Source organism: Sporolactobacillus terrae, assembly GCF_019930545.1.
Taxonomy (GTDB): Bacteria; Bacillota; Bacilli; order Bacillales; family Sporolactobacillaceae; genus Sporolactobacillus; species Sporolactobacillus terrae.
This window is the reverse complement of sequence record NZ_CP082837.1, coordinates 3,162,779-3,185,390: the sequence shown is the minus strand read 5'-3', so window position 1 is coordinate 3,185,390 and position 22,612 is coordinate 3,162,779. Positions and strand designations below refer to the sequence as shown.

The 22,612-nt window shown below is 49.2% G+C and carries 24 protein-coding genes and 1 pseudogene; 9 read left to right on the top strand and 16 right to left on the bottom strand.

Translation table 11 applies throughout. The features are described 5' to 3' along the window. Positions 1–119 precede the first annotated feature (119 nt). Together K7399_RS15345 and K7399_RS15340 are read right to left on the bottom strand one after the other, a co-directional pair. Positions 120–1,058, bottom strand: a complete 939-nt coding sequence (locus K7399_RS15345; protein WP_128166014.1) for a coiled-coil domain-containing protein — start codon at positions 1,056–1,058, stop codon at positions 120–122. 97 nt (positions 1,059–1,155) lie between these two features. Further along, entirely contained in the window at positions 1,156–1,794 is a 639-nt protein-coding gene (locus tag K7399_RS15340) for a GNAT family N-acetyltransferase (protein ID WP_128166013.1), read from the bottom strand. A 91-nt stretch (positions 1,795–1,885) separates the two neighbouring features. Between K7399_RS15340 and K7399_RS15335 the strand changes: the two genes are divergently transcribed. Then, positions 1,886–2,323 carry a hypothetical protein gene (locus K7399_RS15335; RefSeq protein WP_128166012.1) on the top strand — a complete coding sequence of 146 codons (438 nt, stop codon included), beginning with the start codon at positions 1,886–1,888 and terminating at the stop codon, positions 2,321–2,323. Between the two features lie 507 nt (positions 2,324–2,830). Here the strand turns inward: K7399_RS15335 and trpB are convergent. The 3 genes from trpB to K7399_RS15320 all read right to left on the bottom strand — a co-directional run bounded on the left by trpB (position 2,831) and on the right by K7399_RS15320 (position 4,485). Beyond that, positions 2,831–4,015 carry a tryptophan synthase subunit beta gene (trpB, locus tag K7399_RS15330; RefSeq protein ID WP_128166011.1) on the bottom strand — a complete coding sequence of 395 codons (1,185 nt, stop codon included), beginning with the start codon at positions 4,013–4,015 and terminating at the stop codon, positions 2,831–2,833. A 133-nt stretch (positions 4,016–4,148) separates the two neighbouring features. Next, complete coding sequence (locus tag K7399_RS16335) at positions 4,149–4,346, bottom strand: DUF2500 domain-containing protein (RefSeq protein ID WP_223362367.1); 198 nt, start codon at positions 4,344–4,346, stop codon at positions 4,149–4,151. Next, the gene (locus K7399_RS15320; protein ID WP_223362622.1) at positions 4,258–4,485 is read right to left on the bottom strand and encodes a DUF2500 domain-containing protein; all 228 of its coding nucleotides are present in this window, start codon (positions 4,483–4,485) and stop codon (positions 4,258–4,260) included. The genes K7399_RS16335 and K7399_RS15320 overlap by 89 nt, the downstream gene beginning before the upstream one ends. Positions 4,486–4,602: 117 nt before the next feature. Here K7399_RS15320 and K7399_RS15315 point away from each other — a divergent pair, with 117 nt between their 5' ends. From K7399_RS15315 to K7399_RS15305, 3 genes are all read left to right on the top strand, one after another. After that, a complete protein-coding gene (locus K7399_RS15315) occupies positions 4,603–5,475 on the top strand; it encodes a cation diffusion facilitator family transporter (RefSeq protein ID WP_028982620.1) in 873 nt (290 codons plus the stop codon). 42 nt (positions 5,476–5,517) lie between these two features. Beyond that, positions 5,518–6,159, top strand: coding sequence for a cupin domain-containing protein (locus K7399_RS15310; protein ID WP_414625722.1), 642 nt, complete (start codon positions 5,518–5,520; stop codon positions 6,157–6,159). A gap of 96 nt (positions 6,160–6,255) precedes the next feature. After that, positions 6,256–6,879: a hypothetical protein gene (locus K7399_RS15305; protein WP_128166010.1), complete on the top strand. Its 624-nt coding sequence runs from the start codon at positions 6,256–6,258 to the stop codon at positions 6,877–6,879. Positions 6,880–7,088: 209 nt separating this feature from the next. Here the strand turns inward: K7399_RS15305 and K7399_RS15300 are convergent, their stop codons facing one another. The 7 genes from K7399_RS15300 to K7399_RS15270 form a co-directional block, all read right to left on the bottom strand. Next, entirely contained in the window at positions 7,089–8,465 is a 1,377-nt protein-coding gene (locus K7399_RS15300) for an amino acid permease (RefSeq protein WP_128167263.1), read from the bottom strand. A gap of 245 nt (positions 8,466–8,710) precedes the next feature. Further along, positions 8,711–10,180 carry an MDR family MFS transporter gene (locus K7399_RS15295; RefSeq protein ID WP_128166009.1) on the bottom strand — a complete coding sequence of 490 codons (1,470 nt, stop codon included), beginning with the start codon at positions 10,178–10,180 and terminating at the stop codon, positions 8,711–8,713. Between the two features lie 203 nt (positions 10,181–10,383). After that, positions 10,384–10,959, bottom strand: a complete 576-nt coding sequence (locus tag K7399_RS15290) for a DUF4811 domain-containing protein (RefSeq protein WP_051577962.1) — start codon at positions 10,957–10,959, stop codon at positions 10,384–10,386. A 45-nt stretch (positions 10,960–11,004) separates the two neighbouring features. Then, entirely contained in the window at positions 11,005–12,480 is a 1,476-nt protein-coding gene (locus tag K7399_RS15285; protein WP_028982615.1) for an MDR family MFS transporter, read from the bottom strand. A 273-nt stretch (positions 12,481–12,753) separates the two neighbouring features. After that, the gene (locus K7399_RS15280; protein ID WP_128166008.1) at positions 12,754–13,791 is read right to left on the bottom strand and encodes an NADH:flavin oxidoreductase/NADH oxidase; all 1,038 of its coding nucleotides are present in this window, start codon (positions 13,789–13,791) and stop codon (positions 12,754–12,756) included. A 6-nt stretch (positions 13,792–13,797) separates the two neighbouring features. Beyond that, positions 13,798–14,835, bottom strand: coding sequence for a DUF1835 domain-containing protein (locus K7399_RS15275; protein ID WP_128166007.1), 1,038 nt, complete (start codon positions 14,833–14,835; stop codon positions 13,798–13,800). Positions 14,836–15,022: 187 nt separating this feature from the next. Further along, on the bottom strand, positions 15,023–15,940 hold the full coding sequence (locus K7399_RS15270; RefSeq protein ID WP_128166006.1) for a ketopantoate reductase family protein: 918 nt from the start codon (positions 15,938–15,940) through the stop codon (positions 15,023–15,025). Positions 15,941–16,101: 161 nt separating this feature from the next. On the opposite strand from K7399_RS15270, the gene K7399_RS15265 reads away from it, so the two are divergent. The 5 genes from K7399_RS15265 to K7399_RS15245 all read left to right on the top strand — a co-directional run bounded on the left by K7399_RS15265 (position 16,102) and on the right by K7399_RS15245 (position 20,409). Beyond that, a complete protein-coding gene (locus K7399_RS15265; RefSeq protein ID WP_010023778.1) occupies positions 16,102–16,728 on the top strand; it encodes a DUF421 domain-containing protein in 627 nt (208 codons plus the stop codon). Positions 16,729–16,982: 254 nt separating this feature from the next. Next, positions 16,983–17,369 carry a GntR family transcriptional regulator gene (locus tag K7399_RS15260; protein ID WP_010023776.1) on the top strand — a complete coding sequence of 129 codons (387 nt, stop codon included), beginning with the start codon at positions 16,983–16,985 and terminating at the stop codon, positions 17,367–17,369. Between the two features lie 163 nt (positions 17,370–17,532). Further along, complete coding sequence (locus K7399_RS15255) at positions 17,533–18,576, top strand: DUF1648 domain-containing protein (RefSeq protein WP_010023775.1); 1,044 nt, start codon at positions 17,533–17,535, stop codon at positions 18,574–18,576. Between the two features lie 77 nt (positions 18,577–18,653). Continuing rightward, positions 18,654–19,100 (top strand): ferritin family protein, encoded by a 447-nt coding sequence (locus K7399_RS15250; protein WP_128166004.1) that lies wholly within the window; start codon positions 18,654–18,656, stop codon positions 19,098–19,100. Between the two features lie 214 nt (positions 19,101–19,314). Next, positions 19,315–20,409 (top strand): metallophosphoesterase, encoded by a 1,095-nt coding sequence (locus K7399_RS15245; RefSeq protein ID WP_164875454.1) that lies wholly within the window; start codon positions 19,315–19,317, stop codon positions 20,407–20,409. Positions 20,410–20,556: 147 nt separating this feature from the next. Here K7399_RS15245 and K7399_RS15240 read toward each other — a convergent pair whose 3' ends face one another. From K7399_RS15240 to K7399_RS15225, 4 genes and pseudogenes are all read right to left on the bottom strand, one after another. Next, positions 20,557–20,949, bottom strand: a complete 393-nt coding sequence (locus K7399_RS15240) for a PTS glucitol/sorbitol transporter subunit IIA (protein WP_128166002.1) — start codon at positions 20,947–20,949, stop codon at positions 20,557–20,559. Between the two features lie 46 nt (positions 20,950–20,995). After that, positions 20,996–21,382: pseudogene (locus K7399_RS15235) on the bottom strand (PTS glucitol/sorbitol transporter subunit IIB); the annotation flags it as partial. A 212-nt stretch (positions 21,383–21,594) separates the two neighbouring features. Then, positions 21,595–21,975, bottom strand: coding sequence for a fluoride efflux transporter CrcB (crcB, locus tag K7399_RS15230; RefSeq protein ID WP_128166001.1), 381 nt, complete (start codon positions 21,973–21,975; stop codon positions 21,595–21,597). After that, positions 21,965–22,363 (bottom strand): fluoride efflux transporter FluC, encoded by a 399-nt coding sequence (locus tag K7399_RS15225; protein WP_028977307.1) that lies wholly within the window; start codon positions 22,361–22,363, stop codon positions 21,965–21,967. The genes crcB and K7399_RS15225 overlap by 11 nt, the downstream gene beginning before the upstream one ends. Positions 22,364–22,612 lie beyond the last annotated feature (249 nt).

The following is a 22,612-nucleotide window of genomic DNA, read 5'->3' as shown; positions in this document are numbered from 1 at the left end:
CGCAGCCAGCTTAGGCTGCGCTTTTTTTGTACGATTAGAAGGATAAGCGTCCTAAGGCTTCGCCAAATTCTCTTTATAGGCGCGACTGCAACGGTATCTCGCTCAATCCTTGATCGTGCTCAATAGTTCTCGATCATTTTCGTTCTTCGCTTTTCCGTTTCTTCAAGCTTCTTTTTCAGATCAGCGCTTTGTTGGCGGAGCGGATCAAGCAATTGAGCAATCTGCTGCAGGATTCGCTCGATCTGCTCGCTGGATTTCTGAATCTTCGTGTGCACCATCCAATCGGTCACCACGTTATCAAAAAAATAGTCGGCAAAGGTAAGCAGCCCATCACTTTCGAGTTCAGAAAGCGACGCGCCGGTCACGTCACTTAATTCCTTTTCAAAGCGGCGCAGTGCTTGCTGGGCATCATGAATATCGCCGCGTGCGCCGTCCATTCGCTCATGCTTCATCGCGGTTGAGATAAATCCTCCGCCAAACAGGTCGAGATTGGACCAATTTTTCGCTGTGTCGAGCGAAGCTTGGGCGTGCTTCAATGCCTCGTGCGCCTGTTGACCTGCCGCAATCGCTTCCTTATGTTCTTTGAGTCCTGCATGCAGATCTGCTTCCTGATCGAGCAGCTGGTACAGCGCTTTGCTTATTGGCGAGGCCGTATCATGAATCAATTGCTCTTTATGCTGCATCCAAGCCTCGTAGCGCGTGTCTGCACCGGCAACCTGTTTCAATTTTTCAGCGAGCTCCGCTTGCTCTTTTTTCATATCTTCCAGTGTCCGTCGCGCTTCCTGTTCCTTCAACTGTGCCGTTATCGCTTCCTGCTTCTCTTTGTCGATCTTCTCTAGTTTGCGGCCGATCAGCGTATAAAGAATCGATGGCACACTTAACGTTTCCATCCGCGTGACGTCCTTCTGCTCTTTGGTCAACGTTGCTTGAAGCCTCGCCCATTTTTGTTCCTGCTGCTGCGCCGCGTCCTTCAGACGCGCCAGCTGGGCTTCCCACTTCTTCTTATTTTTCACCTGTTCTTTAATTTCTTGAAGTTCTTGGTTGAATGAATCAAACATAGCCTCTCCTCCATTTTAAGAAAAACTAGGCTGTACTTGGCACATCCTATACTTTCTTTGAATCGTGACGGATAGGGAATGTGTATGTTTTTATTTTTCACTTTTCTCGTGGCGCGTTCACGGCCCATTCTGAATCGAGCACACCGTAAACGACATGATCCACGTAATGATCGTAGAGCCACTCGCCGGAACGGATGCAGCCTTCCTGCTTAAAGCCAAGCCGCTCAGGAATCGCGCGGCTCTTCGAATTTCCAACCGCAGCGCGGATTTCCACCTTATGCAAACCGAGTTCTCGAAATGCGTAATCCGTTAATGCCGATGCGGCGCGTGTCATGATCCCTCGGCCTTGGTATTGCGAACCGAGCCAATAGCCGATTTGCGCCGTTTTGTTCGCCCAATTGATTTCGTTAAAACTGATCAGTCCCGCTGTCTCGTTATTAAGAGAACTTGGTGAAGCCAAGTTTTCAGGCGCCGGCTGAACCTTCGTTGCCCTTACACGTTCTTTTCTTATTCTATGAAAAAGGATGACCGCCGTCATGCTTCGGTTCTCGCCATATCCCTTGCGCGCTGCTTGAATAAACGCTTGAGTATCCGTGACCGTGCGCGTCACATCCAGCCACGGCAACCATTCGCGCAGCGAATGCCGCGACTGTTCCGTCAAATCGAAAATCGCTTCTGCGTCTTGCGGCTCCACGAGTTTCAGCGCAAGTTCATCGTCAATTTTATGAAGAAACATAAGTAAGCATCCTTTCTGTTTTTTCATTATTGTATCATGCATGGGTTGAATGGTTGGGTTAAAATGGAAGAAAAACATTGGAGGGAACGGTTTGAAAAAATTAGGCCTGCTTTTCGTATGCATGATGCTTTTCACCGTTTCATCGTGCACTTCAATCAGCACAGAGCCGCCAAACGTACAAGTCACCGCGCAACACAAAAAAGCGGAAACACGCAAGGGCGGCTATGAATGGAGCTACTGGTTGTTCAGCCGCACCTCTGTCGTCGCCGATGCTTCATCGCAATGGACGGAAACTATGCATCGGCTGTCTATTGATCCCGGTCAAAAAGCAACCGTCTCCTTTTCCAATCGTTCCCACCCGAAATTTAGTGCGCATCTCTATAATCAGTACCGCAAAGGATCAGCGCTCCCTGTTCATAAAAACACGATAACGTTGCCAACAAAACCAGGAATTTATGTGATCCTGATTCAAGCACATTGGCGATCCGGCAAATCAGATTATGCATTTTCTGTTAACGTAGACAAATAGACGCTTGGATTTTCAAAGGAGCGTTCCGTATCGATAAGCATCTGAGAAAAGCTGTCATCTTCATCACCAGCATATTGTGGGACTGGAAAGTCCACCTTGCGTGATGAAGTTTAGCGCAGAGGGTACAAAGCTGTAGATACCGCCAATAACGCCTTCATTTGGGAAGTTCTGCTTCCTGACGGACAAGGTTTTGAGCAGTGCTGGAAGGAGCAGCAAATAAGCAATCCTCTTTCAAATCATGATGAAAGGGTATGGGTTCTCTCGAGATACGTTCCGAATCAAGTGACGTTTTATCCTCAATTCGATGCTCCTGTACTTATTTAAGTGCAACACACGGTCGGTATGAGAAATCGGTTAACGTGCAAAAATACAAGTTCAATGTGCGCTAGCTTTTCTTCACTTAGGAAAAAGGCGGCTTAAGCATTTGAATGCCAAGCCGCCTTTTTTAATAAAACGCCTGCATGAGCGTTCCTTTTCTTTTACAAACCGTAGCGTTGAACCTTATTTTTAATCAACATTCATTTTTTTGTTCAGCATCTCATAGACTTGCTTTACGTCTTTGTCGCCGCGGCCGGAAAGGTTGACGATGATGCTATCGTCCTTTGGCAAAGTCTTGGCGAGTTTTGTCGCATAGGCGACGGCATGCGCGCTTTCGAGCGCCGGGATGATCCCTTCGACCTTGGACAGATTCAGGAAGGCATCCAGCGCTTCTTTGCCGGTAACCGTGACATATTCGCCGCGCCCCGATGCTTTCAGGTAGCTGTGTTCCGGACCGACACCCGGATAATCGAGACCGGCGGCAATCGAGTAGGTCGGCTTTGGATTGTTGTTTTCATCGACAAGCGCGTAGCATTTGAAGCCGTGAATCACGGCCGGTACGCCTTCGGCAATGCTTGCGGCTTCCGCAGGCTCGACGCCGACAAGGCGAACGCTTGGCTCGTCAATGTAATGGGCAAAGGCACCGATTGCGTTGCTACCGCCGCCGACACAAGCAACAACCGCAGCAGGAAGCTTGCCTTCTTTTTCAAGAATCTGCCGCTTCGACTCTTCACTGATTATCGATTGGAAATGATGCACCATCGTTGGGTACGGGTGCGGGCCAACCGCTGACCCCAGTAAGTAGAACGTTGTCTCATGATTTTGCACTAAATCTGCCAGTGCAACATCAACTGCGTCCTTCAAACGGCCCTGACCTTTTTCTACAGGCACGACTTTAGCGCCAAGCAATTCCATCCTGAAGACGTTCAGTGCTTGACGTTCGGTATCGTATTTACCCATGTAGATCGTACATGGCAGACCGAATAGTGCGGCAACGGTGGCTGTTGCGACGCCATGCTGTCCGGCGCCGGTTTCTGCGATGATGCGCTTTGCACCCATCCGTTTGGCCAGCAGAATCTGACCGATTGTGTTATTAATCTTGTGAGCACCGGTGTGGTTCAAATCTTCTCTCTTCAGATAGATTTTGGCACCGCCTGCTTGTTTCGTCAGGTTTTTTGCAAAAGTTAGCGGATTTTCGCGTCCGATATAGTCTTTCATGTAGCCACGCAATTCGCTGTTAAATTCCGGGTCGTCCTTATATCGGTCGAAGGCTTCGGCAAGCCTTGCCAAGACCTTCTGCAATGCTTCGGGGACATAGCTGCCGCCGAATTCACCAAATGTTCCTACTGATGCTGTACTTAAATGATTACTCAACTCTGCTCAGCTCCTGTTCTTTTTCGTACCCGCCCTCCGGAAGGTACCGAAAATGTAGTGCTCTTTTAGTCTCTAACTTTCAAAAACGATTGTCAATCGATTTTTTCAATTGACAAAAAATTTTCAACCTCGGTCACGGCTCAAGGCTGCGCCGATAACCCAAATGGCGTGTGCCTTGAAAGTCGAGCATGCCGTATTCCGATCCAGATACTTCAAACTCGATCCGGTCGCCACTCTCAACCTCAACTGTGGCATAATAGTGGGTAATCACAGGCCTCTCGTTTCCTCCGGTCGCTTCCGGTTCTTTTACCAACGACCTGCGCCGGAACACGAAGACGCGGCTTTTGCTTGTTGGATGACCACGTTGCCGCTTGCTTTACAAAACTGAAAATAATGCCGCCAATCACAAGCGCAAAGCCAATAAAAATAATGATTTGCACCATTTGAAATGAAGCATCAACCGTATCCAATAAACCAACCTCCACATGCAGATTCATTCATTTGTTTATGGGGTATCGGTGAAATGTTGCGCTTAGTATAACAAATGATTCACAATCTTTTTATGAAAAGAAAGTCTGGTGTCCGCTATGATTCAAGACCGATATTTGAACCTGAAACTAAGTGAACGCGGTGCAATCATAAGTATCATCACCTATTTGATTTTATCTGCGCTCAAGCTGTTTGTCGGTATTTCGATGGGCTCGCGCGCGCTTCGTGCCGATGGTTTTAACAATGTCACCGATATTTTCGCTTCGGTTGCTGTGCTGATCGGCTTGAAACTTTCCCAGCGTCCGGCTGACAGCGACCACCCGTATGGGCATTGGAAAAGCGAGACCATCGCCTCGCTCTTTGCCTCATTCGTCATGATGGCGGTTGGTGTTCAAGTGCTTTTCGACGGCGCGCAATCCATTTTTAACGGGCATGAAGAACGCCCGGATCTGCTCGCCGCTTGGATTGGCCTGCTCTGTGCAGCGATCATGTTCTCCGTTTACGCATACAATAAACGGCTGTCCAAGAAAACCGGCAGCACTTCGGTCCTTGCTGCAGCCAAGGACAATTTTTCCGATGGCTGCGTGAGCATTGGCGCCAGTATCGGTATTTTCGGTGCACAAATCCACTTAAACTGGCTGGACTCGGCGGCAGCGTTCGTAATCGGACTGCTCATCTGCAAAACCGCCTGGGACATTTTCAGAGAATCCTCATATCATCTGTCGGACGGCTTTGATGACAAAACGCTGCATGCCTTTAACCATTTGGTGCATTCGGTGCCCGGCGTTGAAGGTGTACGCGATATCCGTGGGCGGAAATATGGCAATAACACGGTTATTGATTTAGTCATCGTTGTCAACCCGGACATGAGCTTGCGCGAGGCCCATCGCATTTCTTCGCGTGTTGAAGCCGTATTGATGGATAAATATGACGTCTTCGAGGTCCATGTACACGTCGAACCGAATGAATAGGCGTTTCACCCTTAGCCGGCTTCAGGCATAAGGTAGAGAGAAATGAACCAAAAAGGGATGATGCTTATGCCGGTTAATCCATCCGACCCGTCTTTTACCCTGTTCGGCGATTCGATGCGAACCGTTACGGAACAACGCGATGCAAACAACTACATTTTCCAGCTGTTCGGGCCGCAGCTTCCGACAATCAAAACCGGTTTTTTCAACGCCCGCATGACGCGCGGAATCATTATTCAGCCGCACTGGCACACCAATGCTTCTGAAATGGTCTTCGTGATCAGCGGTACGGTGGTCACATCGGTGTTCAATCCATTTACGCAAAAGGTGATGACCTATCGTCTCAATCCAGGTCAGGTGTGCGTTCTGCCGAAAGGATGGTTCCACTGGATCCTTGCCTTGACGGATGACGTGCACCTACTGACAATCTTTGATCAGCCGACTCCGGACGTTGTCTTTGGTTCCGATTTTCTACGCGTCATACCGGCAGAAGTCATGAACCGTGCCTATTGTGTTGATCCGTCCGCCTATGCTCAAACCGTTGCGCCCATTCAGCAGTCTACCATTCTCGGTCCACCGGTCGGCTGCACCAATCAAAAGCAGCCCAACGAAGCGGGCCCGCAGCCGAAGCCGTACCCCTCCTCCTATTTCGCAGGACCGGCCGCGCCGATACCTTATGACGCATAAAAAAGAGATGCAGATCTACATGGATCGTCATCTCTTTTTTATTATGTTAGACTATTCTAAGTATTATTTTAAAAGATTGGAGTTGCACCCGCACCCGTGAAGAAAAGCAAAATTTTTATCGCAGCATGTTTCTTAACTGTTTTAGCCGTCGGAACGTCTGCTTGCGGTCAATCCTCAACGCATCAGCCACCAGCCAAGAATCAGGCAACACCTGATCACTCCGTGCAAAGTAGCGATGATCCTTCTCAATCAAAAGGTTCAACCACCGATGCAGAATCTGAACCCAGCAGTACAAATTATGAACATAAACCAACCTCAAGTGCAGGCAATAATGAGTCAACAGAAACACTAGCTCAGTATTCTGTTAAGGAAATCGAATACGCTCGCGTTTGGCTGCAACTTGGTGCGAACCAGAACATTGAGGGATTATATGTACGTCATATTTCAGCCGGTACACCACTTAACCCTGATGACACCACCAGTGCCAACTATCCGGAAGATGTGATCCAGTTAGCCGGTTCCCGCTTAGTCGATGGCTCAGTAACCTACCATAGCAATGGGGATGGCACGATCAATGTCTACAACGTCCCCTTACGCTGGGACGGGCAATATCCTGCTGGAAAAAAATTCTACACAGCGATTACTAAAAATACAAAGCACGTGTCCATTGATACAGGCGACAATAAAAAAGTTATAGAATTCATCAAATTATTAAAATAGACCGTGATCTGTCGCCATAGTGAAGTTGTAACTACATATTAAAATACGGAAACCACAGGCATCAAACGTGTACCCCATCGCGCAAGAGGTCTTTCTTGCCCGTCTTCCGCTTGATTCATCATCTATGGTTCACAATAAAGACGTCTCGAAGTCAAAAACAAACTTCTGAGACGCCTTTTTATGCGGATTTTATTGTTCACATCTGCTTCTTACAAAGTCTGCTCGCTTTCCGTCTCGCGTCCTTCTTTTTTCACAAGAAACGAAATGACAATCAGTACAGCCATAATGACGAGGCAGGTCAGCGTTCCAGTCAGATTAGCGCGATTGAACACAAACGATAGGAAAATCAGAACGAGTGCAATCAAGCCGACAAAGGTCATGTATGGGAAGCCCGCCATTTTAAAGAAAGGCATTTTTGGATAATGCGGACGCAGTTTTAATTCTGCAGCGCAAATGGCAATCCAAACTAAAGATACCGTGAATCCGGGAATACTCATCAGCTGATTGATGATTTGAGCCGGAGAAAAATAGGCAAGTGAAACGCCTATAGCTAAAAAGCTGGTCGTCAGCGCAATCCCGCCCAGCGGGACACCGTGTTTGGACAATTTACGGACAAAACCCGGCGCCTCGCCGCGTTCAGCCATCGCATAAAGGGTACGCGTTGTTGCGTAGATCCCGGAATTGGCTGCGGACAGCACGGCAGTCAGCAGCACAAAGTTCATCAAATGCGGGACACCCGGAAGCCCGACTGTCTCGAATACTTGTACAAATGGACTGCTCTCTGTCGCGGAAACACTGCTCCACGGCATCATGCCGCAAATAATAAGGATCGGCAAAATATAGAATAAAGCAACCCGTGAGACAACGCTTTTAATCACTCGAGGCAGAATATGCTCCACTTCTTTTGCCTCGGTTACCGTAAGTCCAATCATTTCCGAACCGCCGTAAGAAAAAATAACGACCAGAAATGCGGCAATCATTCCACCAAAACCATTTGGGAAAAAGCCGCCGTGACCAAAGATATTTTTCACCGGATCGGCAGGACTTGGAATCACACCAAACAAGATTAAGAATCCGAGGATGATAAAGACAATAATCGCCCCGATCTTGATCCCTGCAAACCAGAATTCAAATTCGCCGTAAAGGCTGACTTGAAAAAGATTTATGCCAACGATGAACAGGCCGCACAGACCGGCAAGTACCCAAAGTGGAACACTCGGGAACCAATATTGAAGAAAACTTCCCGCCGCCAGCACCTCGACAACCGTTACAATCATCCAGTTGATCCAATATAGCCAGCCGATCATAATTGATACCCGAAAGCCAAATGCCTTATGCATTAAGTGCTGCATGTTCAGCCCTGGATAAGCAATCGCCATCTCGGCAAGCGCGACCATGACAATAAATAAAATAAGCCCACACACAAGGTATGCGATCGTCACACTTGGGCCGGCAATCGCCAGCGTGTCGCCGCTTCCTTTGAAAATGCCGGTGCCGATCATCCCGGCCATGGCCATCAACATGATGTGGCGCGGGGCCAAACCACGTTTTAGTTCCGTTTTTTTCTTTTCTGTTGCACCCATCATCATTAATTCCTTTCTCTCTATTTATGTCGCTTGCTTTAAAGTCATAAAGCAAGCGACAATTTTCATTTTATAAGAATTCCCAAAAAACTGTCAAGCCATGATCGTTAGCAGAGGTCGAATCCCTTACGATGCACAAACTCAGTAACACATCCAAGCGGAAGATCCTTTGTGTATTTTCCTCGGCCAGCTGATCTTTTGTTTGTTGTTTGTCCGCAGCTGATAATGCGCTTCCATATGCCTGGCGGTCAATCCTGATCAAATGAATCGCTGCGCGGCTTTTCTTTGATAAAAAAAGTCAGCGCCCAGGCAACGATGCAGAAGCCGAGCGCAACTAAAAAAGCTGCATTGACACCGTTCAGTACGGCGTCTGTTTTTAATACGCGATTGAGGTGCGGATCGATGCCGAACATGGTTTTTGCCGGCATTTCACTTTTGGTGACATCGGACATCACGCTGATCAAGACCGCAGTTCCGATTGCACCACAAATGGTTCGTAACGTGTTCGTAACGGCGGTTGCGTCACCCATCCATTCCTCAGGCAAGGTATTCATTCCCGCAGTTGTGATCGGCGTCAGTACAAGCGAAACGCCAAGCAGCCGAACCGCATAGAGCGTCGTCAGCGCACCAATCTCCGTTGACATGGTTAAAAAAACAAATGGAATTGTTGCCATCGTTAGAAGGCCCATTCCCGTGATTGCCAGCTTGCGAACGCCGATTTTTTCGAAAACGATCCCACTGAGCGGACACATCAGACCCATAATGGCCGCACCAGGCACCATCATCAGGCCGGAAAACAGTGCACTTTGCCCGCGTACGTTCTGGATATAGAGCGGCAGCATAAGTTCGGCACCGAACATCGCAATCATCACCACTGCGCAAATGATTGCCGATAAACAGAAAAGCGGTGAACGCAGAACCTTAAGATTGAGCATCGGGTTATCAATCGTGAGTTCCCGCCAAATGAACAGACTGACGCAGCCGGCACCGATAACCAAACTAACAATAACCAGCCGCGAGCTCCAGCCGTGATGCCCGACGCTGCTGAATCCAAACAGTAGCGCGCCGAACCCAAGCGTTGACAGCAGCAGTGAGAGCGGATCGATTCGCTTCGGATCAAGCGGCACAACATTGCGCATGGATTTGGACGCCAGTCGTAAAATCACAAGAACAACCGGCAGAAACAAGCAAAAAAGAATGCGCCAGTTGAAGTGATCCATCACCCAGCCGGCCATTGCCGGTCCGACAACCCGTCCCAAAGCCAGCACCAGCCCCTCCAAACCCATGGCCAAACCGCGCTCGTGTTTTTGAAAAATGAGCAGCAGAATGGTTTGCATCAACGGCATCTCCATGCCTGTCGCTGCCGCTTGAACAACCCGCCCGCATAAAAGCAGCGGAAAATTCGGTGCCGATACCGCGATGATCGTACCCACGAGAAAAATCAGCATCGCAGCCATGAATAGCCGCTTTGAATTAATCCGGTGCATCAGCATCCCGGTAACCGGAATCATAATCCCGTTCGTCAGCAGGAACCCGGAAGTCAGCCATTGCCCGGTATCGGCATCAATATGAAAATCATGCATGATGCCCGGCAGCGCTGTAACGATCATGAGATGATTGACGACCACACAAAACGTTCCCAGAAGCAGCACGGCAACCAGAACCCATCGTTTATACGGCTTCCCCTCACAATCCCTTGCATGCGCTTGGGCAGCCATTGTCCCACGTCCCTTCGTCCAAAGTCTCCTGACCCGTAGTATGGCTCAATACACCGATTTACACTCATAAAATGCGGCCGAATTGTCCCTTGCAGCCAAATCCGTTTCAGTGCGCTTTGGGTTTGGTGCGGCCCATACGTTAAAGTCGCAGGTAAACCAAAAAATCGCCCGCCACATTATGGAGGACGATCTTCAGTATCTTTTTAGTTCAGTGCTTGCTTCTTTTGCATCGCTTTCTGCATTTTCTTCATTTCTTTGACGCTCATCACTTGATGGTTTTCCGGAACGTAGAAGACGTTGCGCGTAGAAACCACTACATCATTGCTGCCGCTATAGGCAAACAGCATCTTAAAGCGATTGTTCTTGAATACACGGCGTTTCTTTTCAATCGCCAGATAAGCCGGCTGATCGGTCTTTTTGACGACACTCTTGTCCGTAATCGCCGTGTGCTTCATTTTCGGTTTGCCTTGTTTGCTCGTATTGTAGAGATATAGGCGATCCTTGCCGACAGCCTGATTCAGCAGCAGAAACGGGCCCTGCGCTGCTGCGGTTCCGGCGGCTGAATAGATCGGCACTTTTTGCGTCTCTACCTTCGTGGTCATCCCGAAATGATTGTGTTCATTCATAATCAACAACGTCTCGCTGCCGAGAAAGACGATCAAGGAAACAGCGGCCAGTCCGTAGTGCAGCCAGCGGTATCTCGCAAATTTCTTTACTCCGCCCGTGAAAATGAACACGACAAAGAGCACAACACCGACGCTTAAACTATATAAAACCAAACGATTCACTCCCTATTCGTAAAATAGTCTTGCCGACTGTGTCGCTCAATCCGCTCCTTGCGCTTCAACCGCTTGTTTGTTTTTCCCTTTAATAAAGAAGGTCAAAATCAGCGTCAGCACGCAGAAACAAATCGCAACAATAAATGCCGCGTTCATCCCATTAAGCGCTGCATCAAGCATTTGCTTCCCATATTGCGATGGATGGGTATGCATCAACTGTTTACTTGGTGAATCATTTTTGGTCACGTTCGTCAAAATACTGATCAAGATGGCTGTTCCGATTGAACCCGCCACCGTACGAATCGTGTTGTTGACGGCAGTCCCATGACTCATCAACGAATCAGGCAGGGCATTCATCCCTGCGGTCGTCACCGGCATCATCACCATGGAAATGCCAACGAAGCGCACCGCGTACAGCACGATAATTGACGTAAAGCTTGTATGTTCGGTCAGGAACATGAACGGCAGCGTGCCTACTGTCAGCAAAAACATACCGGTAATCGCCAACTTGCGCGAGCCGATCTTGTCGAAGATGATCCCGGTGACCGGGCTCATCAGACCCATAATAATCGCGCCCGGAAGCAGCATCAGTCCGGAGTTAAGCGCACTCTCGCCGCGGATATTCTGAATATACAGCGGAAGCACAAGCTCCGCACCGATCATCGCCATCATGACAATACTGCTGATTACCACCGATAGCGTAAAGATCGGCGACTTGAACACCCGCAGTTCCAGCATCGGCTCCTCTGCAACCAGTTGCCGCCAAACAAAGAAAACGGTAAAGACCGCCCCAACGACCAGCGGCCACACCACGCGGCCATCCGACCAGCCGTAGTTGCCAACACTGCTGAATCCATAAAGAACTCCGCCAAAGCCAAGCGTTGACAGCACAAGTGACAGAAAATCAATACGCGGATTGGTGAGCGGCACAACTTTTTTCATCGCTGCAAACGCAAGAATAATCACGACCACCACGATCGGAATCATCATCTCGAAAAGCACTCGCCAATCATAACGATCCACAATCCATCCGGAAAGTGTCGGTCCGAGCGCTGGCGCAAAGGCAATAACAAGGCCGCCAAGCCCCATAATCACCCCACGTTTTTCCCTTGGAACAATTAACAACGAGATGGTCTGCATCAGCGGCATCATCGTTCCGGCACCGGCAGCCTGAATCAAACGCCCGACAAGCAGCACCGAGAAATTGGGGGCAAGCGCCGCCGTAACCGTTCCCGCCAAAAAAAGGATCAAAGCACCAATGTACAATACTCTCGAGTTGATTTTATTGATCAACAGTGCCGTTACCGGAATCATTACGCCGTTCATTAACAGAAACCCGGACGTGAGCCACTGCCCTGTCGCCGCAGAAATATCAAAATCCTTCATAATATCCGGAAGTGCGGTTGCAAGCAGCGTCTGATTCAGAATAGTACAGAACGCCCCGACCAGCAAAATAACAATTAAAAAAGTTCGATTATACGCTTTCCCATCGATATCCATGGGTTGTTTCTTCTCAGTCATACACGAAACTCCTTTTCCTTCATTTATCTCAATCTTATCGTGGATCGGCGCACACTCCACAACATCCTATTGAAGAGGATAGCGCCGCTTTATGAACACGCTATGAATTCAACAACATTATTTTTAATTAAACGAGCGTTTGTGAAAATTGATCGTTGGGTGAAGCGACCGACACGGTTGGAGCGCATCCGTTGCAGCCAGCAAGAAAACGGCTGCAAAATGCGCACAAAAAAAAGCTTCCCCTTCAGAGGAGAAGCTTAAACAAGCGTTTATTTAATGCCTCAGTGACGGAAACCCATAGCGATACTGGCGCGGCAGCTCGGTCTCTTTATGCAGCTCGGATGCCGCCTGCAGCGCCCAGTACGGATTGCGCAGCATGCCGCGTCCGACGGCAATCAGGTCAGCTTCTTCATTGCCGATCACCGCATTGGCCAGCTGCGGATCCTCAAGACGACCGACGGCAATCACCGGCGTGCCGACCGCTTGCTTGATTTCGCGAGCAAACGGCACTTGGTAAGCCGCATGCGTGCCTGGCTTACCGGCTGCCGCAATCGGTCCTTCACCGCCGGCGCTGACATGGAACACATCGACGCCGGCTTCTTTGTACTTTTTCGCCAACGCAATACCATGATCCAGACCATAGCCGCCGGCTACATACTCAATTGCTGAAATGCGCATGATCAGAGGCATGTCGGCCGGCATGACGCTTTTTGCCGCTTGCACAACCTCAACACCGAATTTCGCTAAATCGTTGCCGTACGCATCGGTGCGCTTATTGGTATACGCGGATTGGAACTGATGAATTAAGTAGCCATGAGCGCCGTGCAGCTCAATGGCGTCAAACCCGGCTTTTACTGCACGTGCAATCGCCGCAGCATATTTTTCCGGCATCGCTTTCACCTCTTCGGTTGTCAGCGCACGCGGCGTTTTATAGTGTTCATTAAACGCGATTGCCGATGGCGCAACCGGTACTGCTGCGTCCTCTGCTTTGCGTCCGGCGTGGGCGATTTGAATCGCCACCTTCGCGCCGTATTTATGGCATTCATCAACAATCCGAGTTAACGCCGGGATCTGCTTATCAGACCAGAGCCCGAGATCATTGTCGGTAATTCGGCCATCCGGCTCCACATCGGTCATTTCAATGATGATCATTCCGGCGCCGCCGATTGCCCGGCTAACATAATGTAAGAAGTGCCAGTCGGTTGCAATGCCGTCCTTCTTCTCGACGGAGTATTGGCACATCGGCGGCATGACGACACGATTTTTTAAATCTAAGCCTTTGAACGTCCATGGTGTGAAAAGATCGATCACTGGAATTCACTCCTTATTAAGGGTTAATTTCATATGCAGTATCTGCTTGGGAGATGCATTCACCGTCAATTTTCCTGCTTCAATCAGTTTTTTAATGCGCCAATAAATAAAGGTATCACCGACCCATTGTTTATCATGCAGCTCACCGATCACTTCGCCGATTAAACGCACGCACAGAAAGCCTTTGCGGGTTTCCGTTTGACGAGCAAGCCGGCGTGCATGTCGCAAAATTTCGGCGTCAAAGTAATCCGGCGACATCGGTTGCACGTGTTCGTTTTCCCAGATGCGCAGCACTGCAGGATCGGCAGACACACGCAGCCATTCACTTTCCAGTTGGCGGCGCTCATTTTCAGTCAATGGCGGCTTCTGCGCATATTTTTTAAACAGCATCGCCAACGTCTCCGGAGCCAGTTCGCCGCTATACGCCGAGTGTGTCCCCTCTCCAAATTCTTCAAAAAGCTGTTTTTCGTAAGCAGAAGGATTGATGACCCGAATGGGATTCTTGCGGTCACGCAAAAGATAGGCAACGAGAGCGAGCCCGCACTGCTCCCAAGCATTATCCGATGCCCAAACGGTAACCGGCACATGCTCAGGAATGGCTTTGATCGCTTCAAGTTGATTCGTCAGCGCGTCGAGGTCATCCTCATCAAAGGAACATCCGTCAATGAACGTTTTGAGCCATGCGTTTCGATGGCGCACTCCATCTGCTTCGTCCAGTTTTGCCAACGGTCCGTTTGAAAGGTCTGTTGCCATGGCAAGGACGCGTTCGCTTCGAACCTTAATGCTGCTTAGCCCATACCTCAGACTCCCGGCAACCGAATCGCCAAACGCAATATGCCGGTGATTCAAGGCCTCTTCAGCCAGCGGCTGCTTCGGCTGCAACCGGATCAGATCTTTATACATGCGGCAGATTCGCTTTGTCAGCTGCCGCTCATCCAACAAACTCTGTTCGGTCATTTCGGCTTCCTGAAACAGTTGCAACAGCATCCGCTTACTCTCGCGTTCATTCAATTGGTTAATCGCTTCCGCTAGCTTTTCATTCACGAAATCAATCGCCTCCACTCAAATCCTATCACCATCACTGAGGATCGACCAAGCACAAAGGCTTGCAGCCGAACCCTGTGCTCATTCGCTTTAATTTTCGCGGGGTTCGCTTTTACTTTTCGGTTTTTTGCTTTTACTTTTCACCGTTTCGCTTTAACTCACGCACATGCGGTTTGCTTCCTTCTATTTATGAATAGCTTGCTTCAATCTTACAAAGCTGCGTGTAAAGAAAGTCGTTCACCGGTGTTGGAATCCTATGCTTTTTGCCGAGTCGGCGAATCGTACCGGCGAAAAGATCAACCTCGGTCGGGCGATGCTGCAGCGTATCTTGGCGCATGGACGGCATTCCCTCGGGGCTGAGCGCATCGTTGATCTTCAGCCAACCGGCAATTTCCGACTCGCGCAGCGGCACGCCTTCCGCATTGGCCACCTTGATCACTTCTTTCATCGCTGCAATCACCGTATCGCGCGGTTTGCCCGGCACTTGGATACCTCCGTAGTTGGTCGCAAAAACGGCGGTCGACTGGTTGACTCCGGTATTGACCATCAACTTGCTCCACATTTTGTGCATCATGCGCGCGGGAATCTCATAAGGAATCTCCGCTTTCTCAAACAATTGCTGAAGCGCAGCGACCTTTTCTGTACGCGCGTCATCCTTTTCGCCGAAGCTGACAAAACCGATTTTCGTATAGGTCAATTGATTGCCGATTTTCGATGCGTCCATCCCGGCAACAATGCTGTAGAGCAGCTGTTTGAAGCCAAATGCTTCACCGATCATTTGCTCGCTGCTGATTCCATTCAAAAATGAGATGAGCGTTGTATTCGGCCCAACTTGATTGCGTGCACTCTCAATCGCCTTCGCCAACCCGGCGTATTTAACGGTAAAAATCAGCAGATCTGCCGGTTCCATTTGCTCGTCTGCATCCACATAATGAAAGGCACAGGGTTCTCCGTTGCAGTACACGCCCTCCTTTTTGTAGCGCTCAATGCGGCGCCTGTCGGCGACAATACGAACCGCATCGTTCCCCAGATGGTCCGCAAACTGTTTTCCGTACATCATGCCAAGCGCACCGAGCCCAATGATTGCCACTGTTTTGATTTCCATTCCGTTCTCCAACCCCGTTTCAATTTTCTGTAAGTTTCCTTTAGTATAACCGCTCTGCTTTGCACTTGGAAGAGTTATCGTGCTTCCGGATGCCAGGCCCGTTCTGTATAAAAGCAATCTGCTTTGTCAAACTAAGTGCAAGACGTAACGGAGGGCTGTTTATGAACGGATTCATGCGTGTGATTGATTTTCATCCCAATTGGCTGTGGCAAGCGGTCGTTATCCTTCTGTTCGGTGTTCTTTTAATACGGGTTTCCGGAAGGAAGTCAATCTCGCAGATGACCATTCCGCAAACCGTTATTATGATTTCTATTGGGACAATGCTCGTCCAACCGGTGAGCGGCAAAAGCATTACCTTGTCCTTTGCCATTGGGGTTATTTTTGTTGCTACACTGTTTGTCATCGATCAGCTTCAATTGAAATGGGATTGGGCGGAGTCGCTTTTCTCCGGACATGCAAAAATAATTATTAAAAATGGGAAACTGCGCACGCGACGTTTGCGAAAAATGAAAATGACGGTCGACCATATTGAAATGCAGTTGCGGCAAAACGGTGTCGAGCGGCTTGAAGATATCGAAATGGCGACGGTGGAACAGAGCGGGCAAATTGCCTGCCTGCTCGTTCAAAAGAAGCGTCCGGCGACAAAAGAAGATATTGCTGCACTGCAGCAGGATCTTGCGGTGATCGCAAAAGCCTTGCGTGTTCAGCTCCCCTCCCAACAGAAAAAAAAGCCGCAAGAAGCGAAACTCTTTACTGAGATCGAAAACCACCGCAAACGGTCGCGCTGAGCAGCCATTTAATGATTACCAGACTTTCGACCGGCTGATTCAGTATCTCGATTAAACACTTCGTATTGTTTGGCTTTATCCACGACATCCAAATTGGCGACTACCCTTTGCGCCGGTTCTTCCATTTCTTTTCTCATTCCATTTTCTCTGATTTATAGGCAAACCTTAATTGTTTTCAATCATCCTCGATCTTGATCTTCTGTTCTATCTGTTATACACTTAGTATAACAGATAGAACAAAGAGGTGTTCGATCATGCTTCTGTCGATTGATTTCAGCTCGGATCAAGCGATCTATATGCAAATACGCGATGCGATTGTCACCGGGATTGCCTCGGGAAAACTTCAGGACGGCGATACACTGCCCTCGGTTCGCGTGCTTGGCTCCGAACTTGGCGTGAATCTCCATACTGTGAACAAAGCGTATCAACTGCTTCAAAGCGAAGGGTTTATTGATATTCAGCGACGACGCGGAACATTCATCAAAGCCGGCAAAACCGCTCAAAGCACGGCTGCTTTCTTAAGGAAATACGGCGTGCCGCTTAAAGACATGGTGCACGCGGCGGTCACAGAACGTGTTGACCGCGCTGTGCTCCATAAAATAATTGATCATTTGTACGACGAATTGGCGGGTACAGAATGATGCCGTTCCTGCATCTTGGTGCTTTTTTGTATGCCGCTTTCTGCGAAACGTTCAGTACGTCGCCCAAAATCTTTGTGCAGTCGGCGGTCGAATAAAGCATTGCCGCGCCGTCCTGCACCAGATCATTGACTACGCTTATGACAAAACTGGAGGGAACCGAATCATGAGCTCATTACTTCTCATTGGAACATTTTTCATTGTCGCCTGTCTTTTTATCGCTCAGCCTTGGTTTGCACGCAAAAATGTCTTTTTCGGCGTTGTCTTTGCTAATGATCAGGTTCGTAATCATCCGACTGCTCAGAATATCACGCGCCGCTATCTGATCGAAAGTATCGGTACGGCGCTGATCCTGCTGGTACTCCTAATCGTGGCACGGTTATTCAGCAGCCGGGAGCTCGTACTGGCGATTGCCTGCAACTTGATCTTCTTTGCACTCCTCGCGCTGGAAACGCTTCTCTTCATCCGCGGCAACACGGGAATGCGCCGACTGAAAAAACAACTTCAACCGAATCCGCAGCTGAGCACAAATAAAATTTCTGTTGCGATCGGTCGGAACGCACGCGAAAACGTCCTTCCGCTTCGCTGGCTGCTGCTGCTTCTCCCGTTCTTTATTGCAACACTTGTGGTCGCCTGCTTCGGTTATCCTTATATGCCTGATTCCATTCCTGTTCATTTTGGGCTGACCGGGCCGGATCGATGGGCAGCGAAATCGTGGTTGACCGTATTGAATCCGGTCTTCTTCCAGCTGATCTTTGGCGCACTGATCCTGTTTGTACGCCGGGCGCCGGCATCCGTTAAAGGAAATCCGAATGCCGCACCAGGGTATGCGGCATACCGCAAAATGCTGAACCTGATTCTAATCCTTTTTTGCCTAGCAACCCAGTCCATCTTTTTTCTAATGGTCGCAAGCCCCCTGCTCCACGTTCATTACGTCTGGTTTCTTATCATCGGCGTGCTTGATTTCGGGCTAATGCTTGCCATGTTCCTCATTCACGCCCGCTTCGTGCGCCGTAAAACGGCATCCGGTTCGATTTTGGATGATGATGACAAATGGATTGGAGGCATCTTTTACTTTAATCGTTCCGATCCGTCGCTTTTTATTGAAAAACGCGTCGGTATCGGGTATACGGTGAACATGGCCCGTCCCCTCGTCTGGATCATACCCGCGGCAATCATCATCATGACCGTCCTGCTTAGCTTGCATTAAGAACAAGCTGGGCGCTCACCGAATCGGGCGCTGCTCATAAACTGTAACGTAACGATCTACGTCAGGAGTGGTGACCGATGTATTACGATAATCTCGATGATCGGCAACAAATGGAACAGAATCCTGCAGCTCCATTTGTCGACGCAATTCTGAATGCAATTAAAGGAGAAGCAACGGCGATCGATTTTTACGGTCGCTTGGTTGAGGCTGCGCCAAACGCGGCGATGCGCGACAGGATTCTGAGCATCCGCCGTGATGAACAGGATCACTTTCACTTGTTCAACCAGCTCTATGAACAGCTCACTGGAATGCAGGCTTCGGTTTCGATCACACCGGTTTCTTTCGGTTCTTTTTCCAACGGGCTTAGGATTGCCTACGATAATGAGCTCAAAGACTATGAAACGTACCGTAATCTTTACCTGAATACGCAAGATGTTACCATCCGCAACATCCTGCTCCGAGCTTTTACCGATGAAATCAAACATGCGATACGCTTTGGTTTTATGACCGTCTCACTCGTCTGATCCTTCTTTACATTTGCCTTTTGTTCTGCGGAACAAGGGCAGATTTTTTTGCTGAAAAATAATCATTACGTGGCTTCTGAGGTTCACGAACAATCAATTTCTGCTGGTTTTTTCTGATTTGGTTCACGGGCAACCGGTCACTGCGCTATAATAATGAAGAGTAATGATTCCCAAAACACGCAGCGCGAATCGCATTGAACAAAGGAGTTCTCACATGATTCACATACAAAAAATAGCGCTCCCGGAGACCGGACGAGTCCTTGTCATTTCCGACATCCACGGCGATTTGCACCTCTTCCAGCAACTGCTGAAAAAGGTAAGCTACACACCTGCGGACACGCTGATTCTTAACGGCGATCTGTGCGAGCGCGGGCCGTCCAGTCTCGGTGTGATCCGATATGCGCGAAAGCTCATGGACTCGAGCAGCCGCGTCTTTATCACCGAGGGCAACTGCGACCGGCTGATCCATCACGTCTTCGACAACGATCCGACGGTCTTTGATCATTTGGCGCAGCACCCGCATTCCGTGATGAACGAATGGATTGAGGAACAGGGTAAAACGATCGCCGATTTTGATTCCGTTCCTGCACTTGCCGCATTTTATCGGCAAACATGCGGCGCTGAAATCGACTGGCTGTTCTCACTGCCGACCGCACTGGAAGCTGACCACTATCTGTTCATCCACGCCGGTATCGACGACCGCGCGGACTGGCGCGAAACGAGCCATCGATCCGCCGTCGCCATCCCGCACTTTTATACACGCACGCATCAGTGTGAAAAGAACGTTGTCGTCGGTCATTGGCCGGTCGTTAACTATCGAAGTGAAGCAATCACCTGCCATAATCCAATCATCGCTCTTGATAAACGGATGATCTGTATCGATGGCGGCAATCAAGTCCGTTTTGACGGCCAGTTGAACGCGCTGATCATCGAGCGGAACCCGCAAGGCGATCGGATCCGTTTCACCAGCGCCGACCATTTTCACAAGTTGGCAACGATCACACAGAGCTATACGCCGCCGGCTGATTTTATCGGCACCTTGAACTACCCACATTACGCCGTGCGGCCGCTGAAACGCGGAACTTATTTCAGCCTCTGCGAAAACATCGCGCTCGGACTCACTCAATGGATTAAGAATGAATATCTGGAGAAAAAAGACGACGGATTCACTGCTGCAGACGATCTCAGCTGTTCCGGCCTTCCGGTTCGCGCAGGCGACCAAGTCGCTGTGGTCGACGATGGCTGCGCCGGTTATACGCTGATCAAAAAAGAAGGATCGGTCGGCTGGGTCCCGAAGCAATTCCTGTAAGCGCTTCCAACCGATTCGGCGGACGTTTGTAGTGAACGGGTCAAAATCGTATCAAACGGTCCGAAAATCGTATCAAACCGCAGTCAAACCAACGAAACCCCTGATCCAGAAGTGCTGCACTTGTGGATCAGGGGTTTGCGTTTGAGATCATCGTTCAATTTTAATGGTTGATCCGACGCTAAGGTTGGGAATAGGGTTTGCCTCAAGATAAAGGGTTCCTGCAAGATCTGCTGTTGTGCTTCCATCAAAGCGCATCGTAATATGTCCCAGATCAACAAGATTTTTCTGCACTAAATTTCCTACCGCGGTTATTTTAAAACGATCTTTGTCGATCGCTACATGCTGACCGACTTGGATTTCGCCTTGAATCGGTGTGACCTTAATCGCAAAGCAGTAGTCTTTTAATCCTGCCGGGGCTTCGTCGCCAAAGAGAACCAACATTTTTTCCTTTAAAAAATCCTTTGCGGACTTGCCAATACTCTTTATCTGAGTCCTATAAATTTCCGTTGGATCGGCTGTTTTTTTCTTCATACCAAACATTTTTCATCCCCCTTTTGGATTAATCAGCTAAATTTCCAAAGCTCGTTCAGACGTAAAGACCGAAGCTGCACAGCCATGCAAGCGCAACACGAGGCGCACCAGTCAAGAATCGTGAGTACAGAACAGCAGGAACACCGACTTCGACTGTTTCCGGTTTTGCTTCGGCAAGCCCGAGCCCAACCGGAACAAAATCACATGCGTTCTGTGTGTTAATCGCGAATAGTGCCGGAAGTGCGAGCTGCGGCGGGATGTTGCCCTTTCCGATTTCCACACCGATCAGCGTACCAATCACCTGACCGATCACGCCTCCAGGACCGAGAAGCGGTGACAAGAATGGCAGTGAACAGATAAAACCAATCAGCATCAGGCCCCATATATTTCCGGCGAGCGGTGACATTACTTTTCCGAACCAGCCGCCAATGCCCGATGCCTGTGAACCATCAGTCCTGCGCACGAACGCCACTTAGCTGCTCGCTTGCCGCACAACGCTCCGATTGCTCGCTTGCCGCGGGCGCCAGAGCCCCTCCGCTTTGATTCTTGACCAAGACACTGATCTATCGGTTTGAAGACGGGGCAAGTTCATAAACTTTTCCCTAAAAAAAACGCCGGGCCGGATCACTCCAGACCGACGTTTTTCACTTTTTTCTACATGCCTAACAGCGATCGTGTCGCTGCGCCCAGCGAGGTACCTAGGAAAACCGCTGCAATTCCTAGAACATAGGAACTGATGATATAGCTGTAAAAGGCGCGTTTTTTCTTTCTGCGATTCAGAGAAATATTTTCCATATTGAACGTTGAAAAGGTGGTATACGCGCCCATGAATCCGGTGCCCAGCAGCAACGATGCGTGTACGCCGATTCCCAATCCGGTAATCAGACCGAGGGCAAGCGAACCCGACACATTTATAATAAAAGTCGGCAGCGGAAAATCATGACTCCATCTGCGCTTGATCCAATTCGACAACGAGAATCTGGCGAGTACACCAAACGCGGCGCCGAACGCTACCATGAGATAATTAACCAGCATGGCGGAGACGCCTCCTCTGCTTAATCAGCAAGATTTTGCTCAGGCGAAAACCAAGGGCAGATGCCGCAAGTCCGCCAAATCCGCTAAGTACAAGATAAATAGCCGCTTCCAAATAGTGACCGGATTGAATGAGTGCGAAGGATTCCAGCGAAAAAGTAGAAAAGGTCGTAAACGAACCCACAAAACCCGTGCCGAACACTGCAACAAGTTTGGGTGATACGCGCGGAATCCAGATTAGAAAACGCGTGACGAATGCGAGAATGAAGCACCCTAATAGATTAATGATTAGCGTTGCAAGCGGAAAATAAGAGACATGAATGATGAGCGACAGGGAATAGCGCGACAGTGCGCCGAGCACACCAAACAGTACAAGAAGTACATAAACCAACAGTTGAACCTCCTTTGCTTGAATGAATCCATCAACAAGGCGCGCGTGTAATGACTATCATTCATGCATGGTTTGTTTTTGTTCCACACTTAATCTTAATTTTTTAGTGCGTCTATTTTTTGATTGCATCATGACCTTCAGCAAATATGCTGACTGCTTTCGATTTCTCGTGATCTCTGACGTCCATTATAAACCTAACCCTCCCGTTTGGGGCGAATAAAAAGGAGCGCTGATCGAATAACTTCCAGT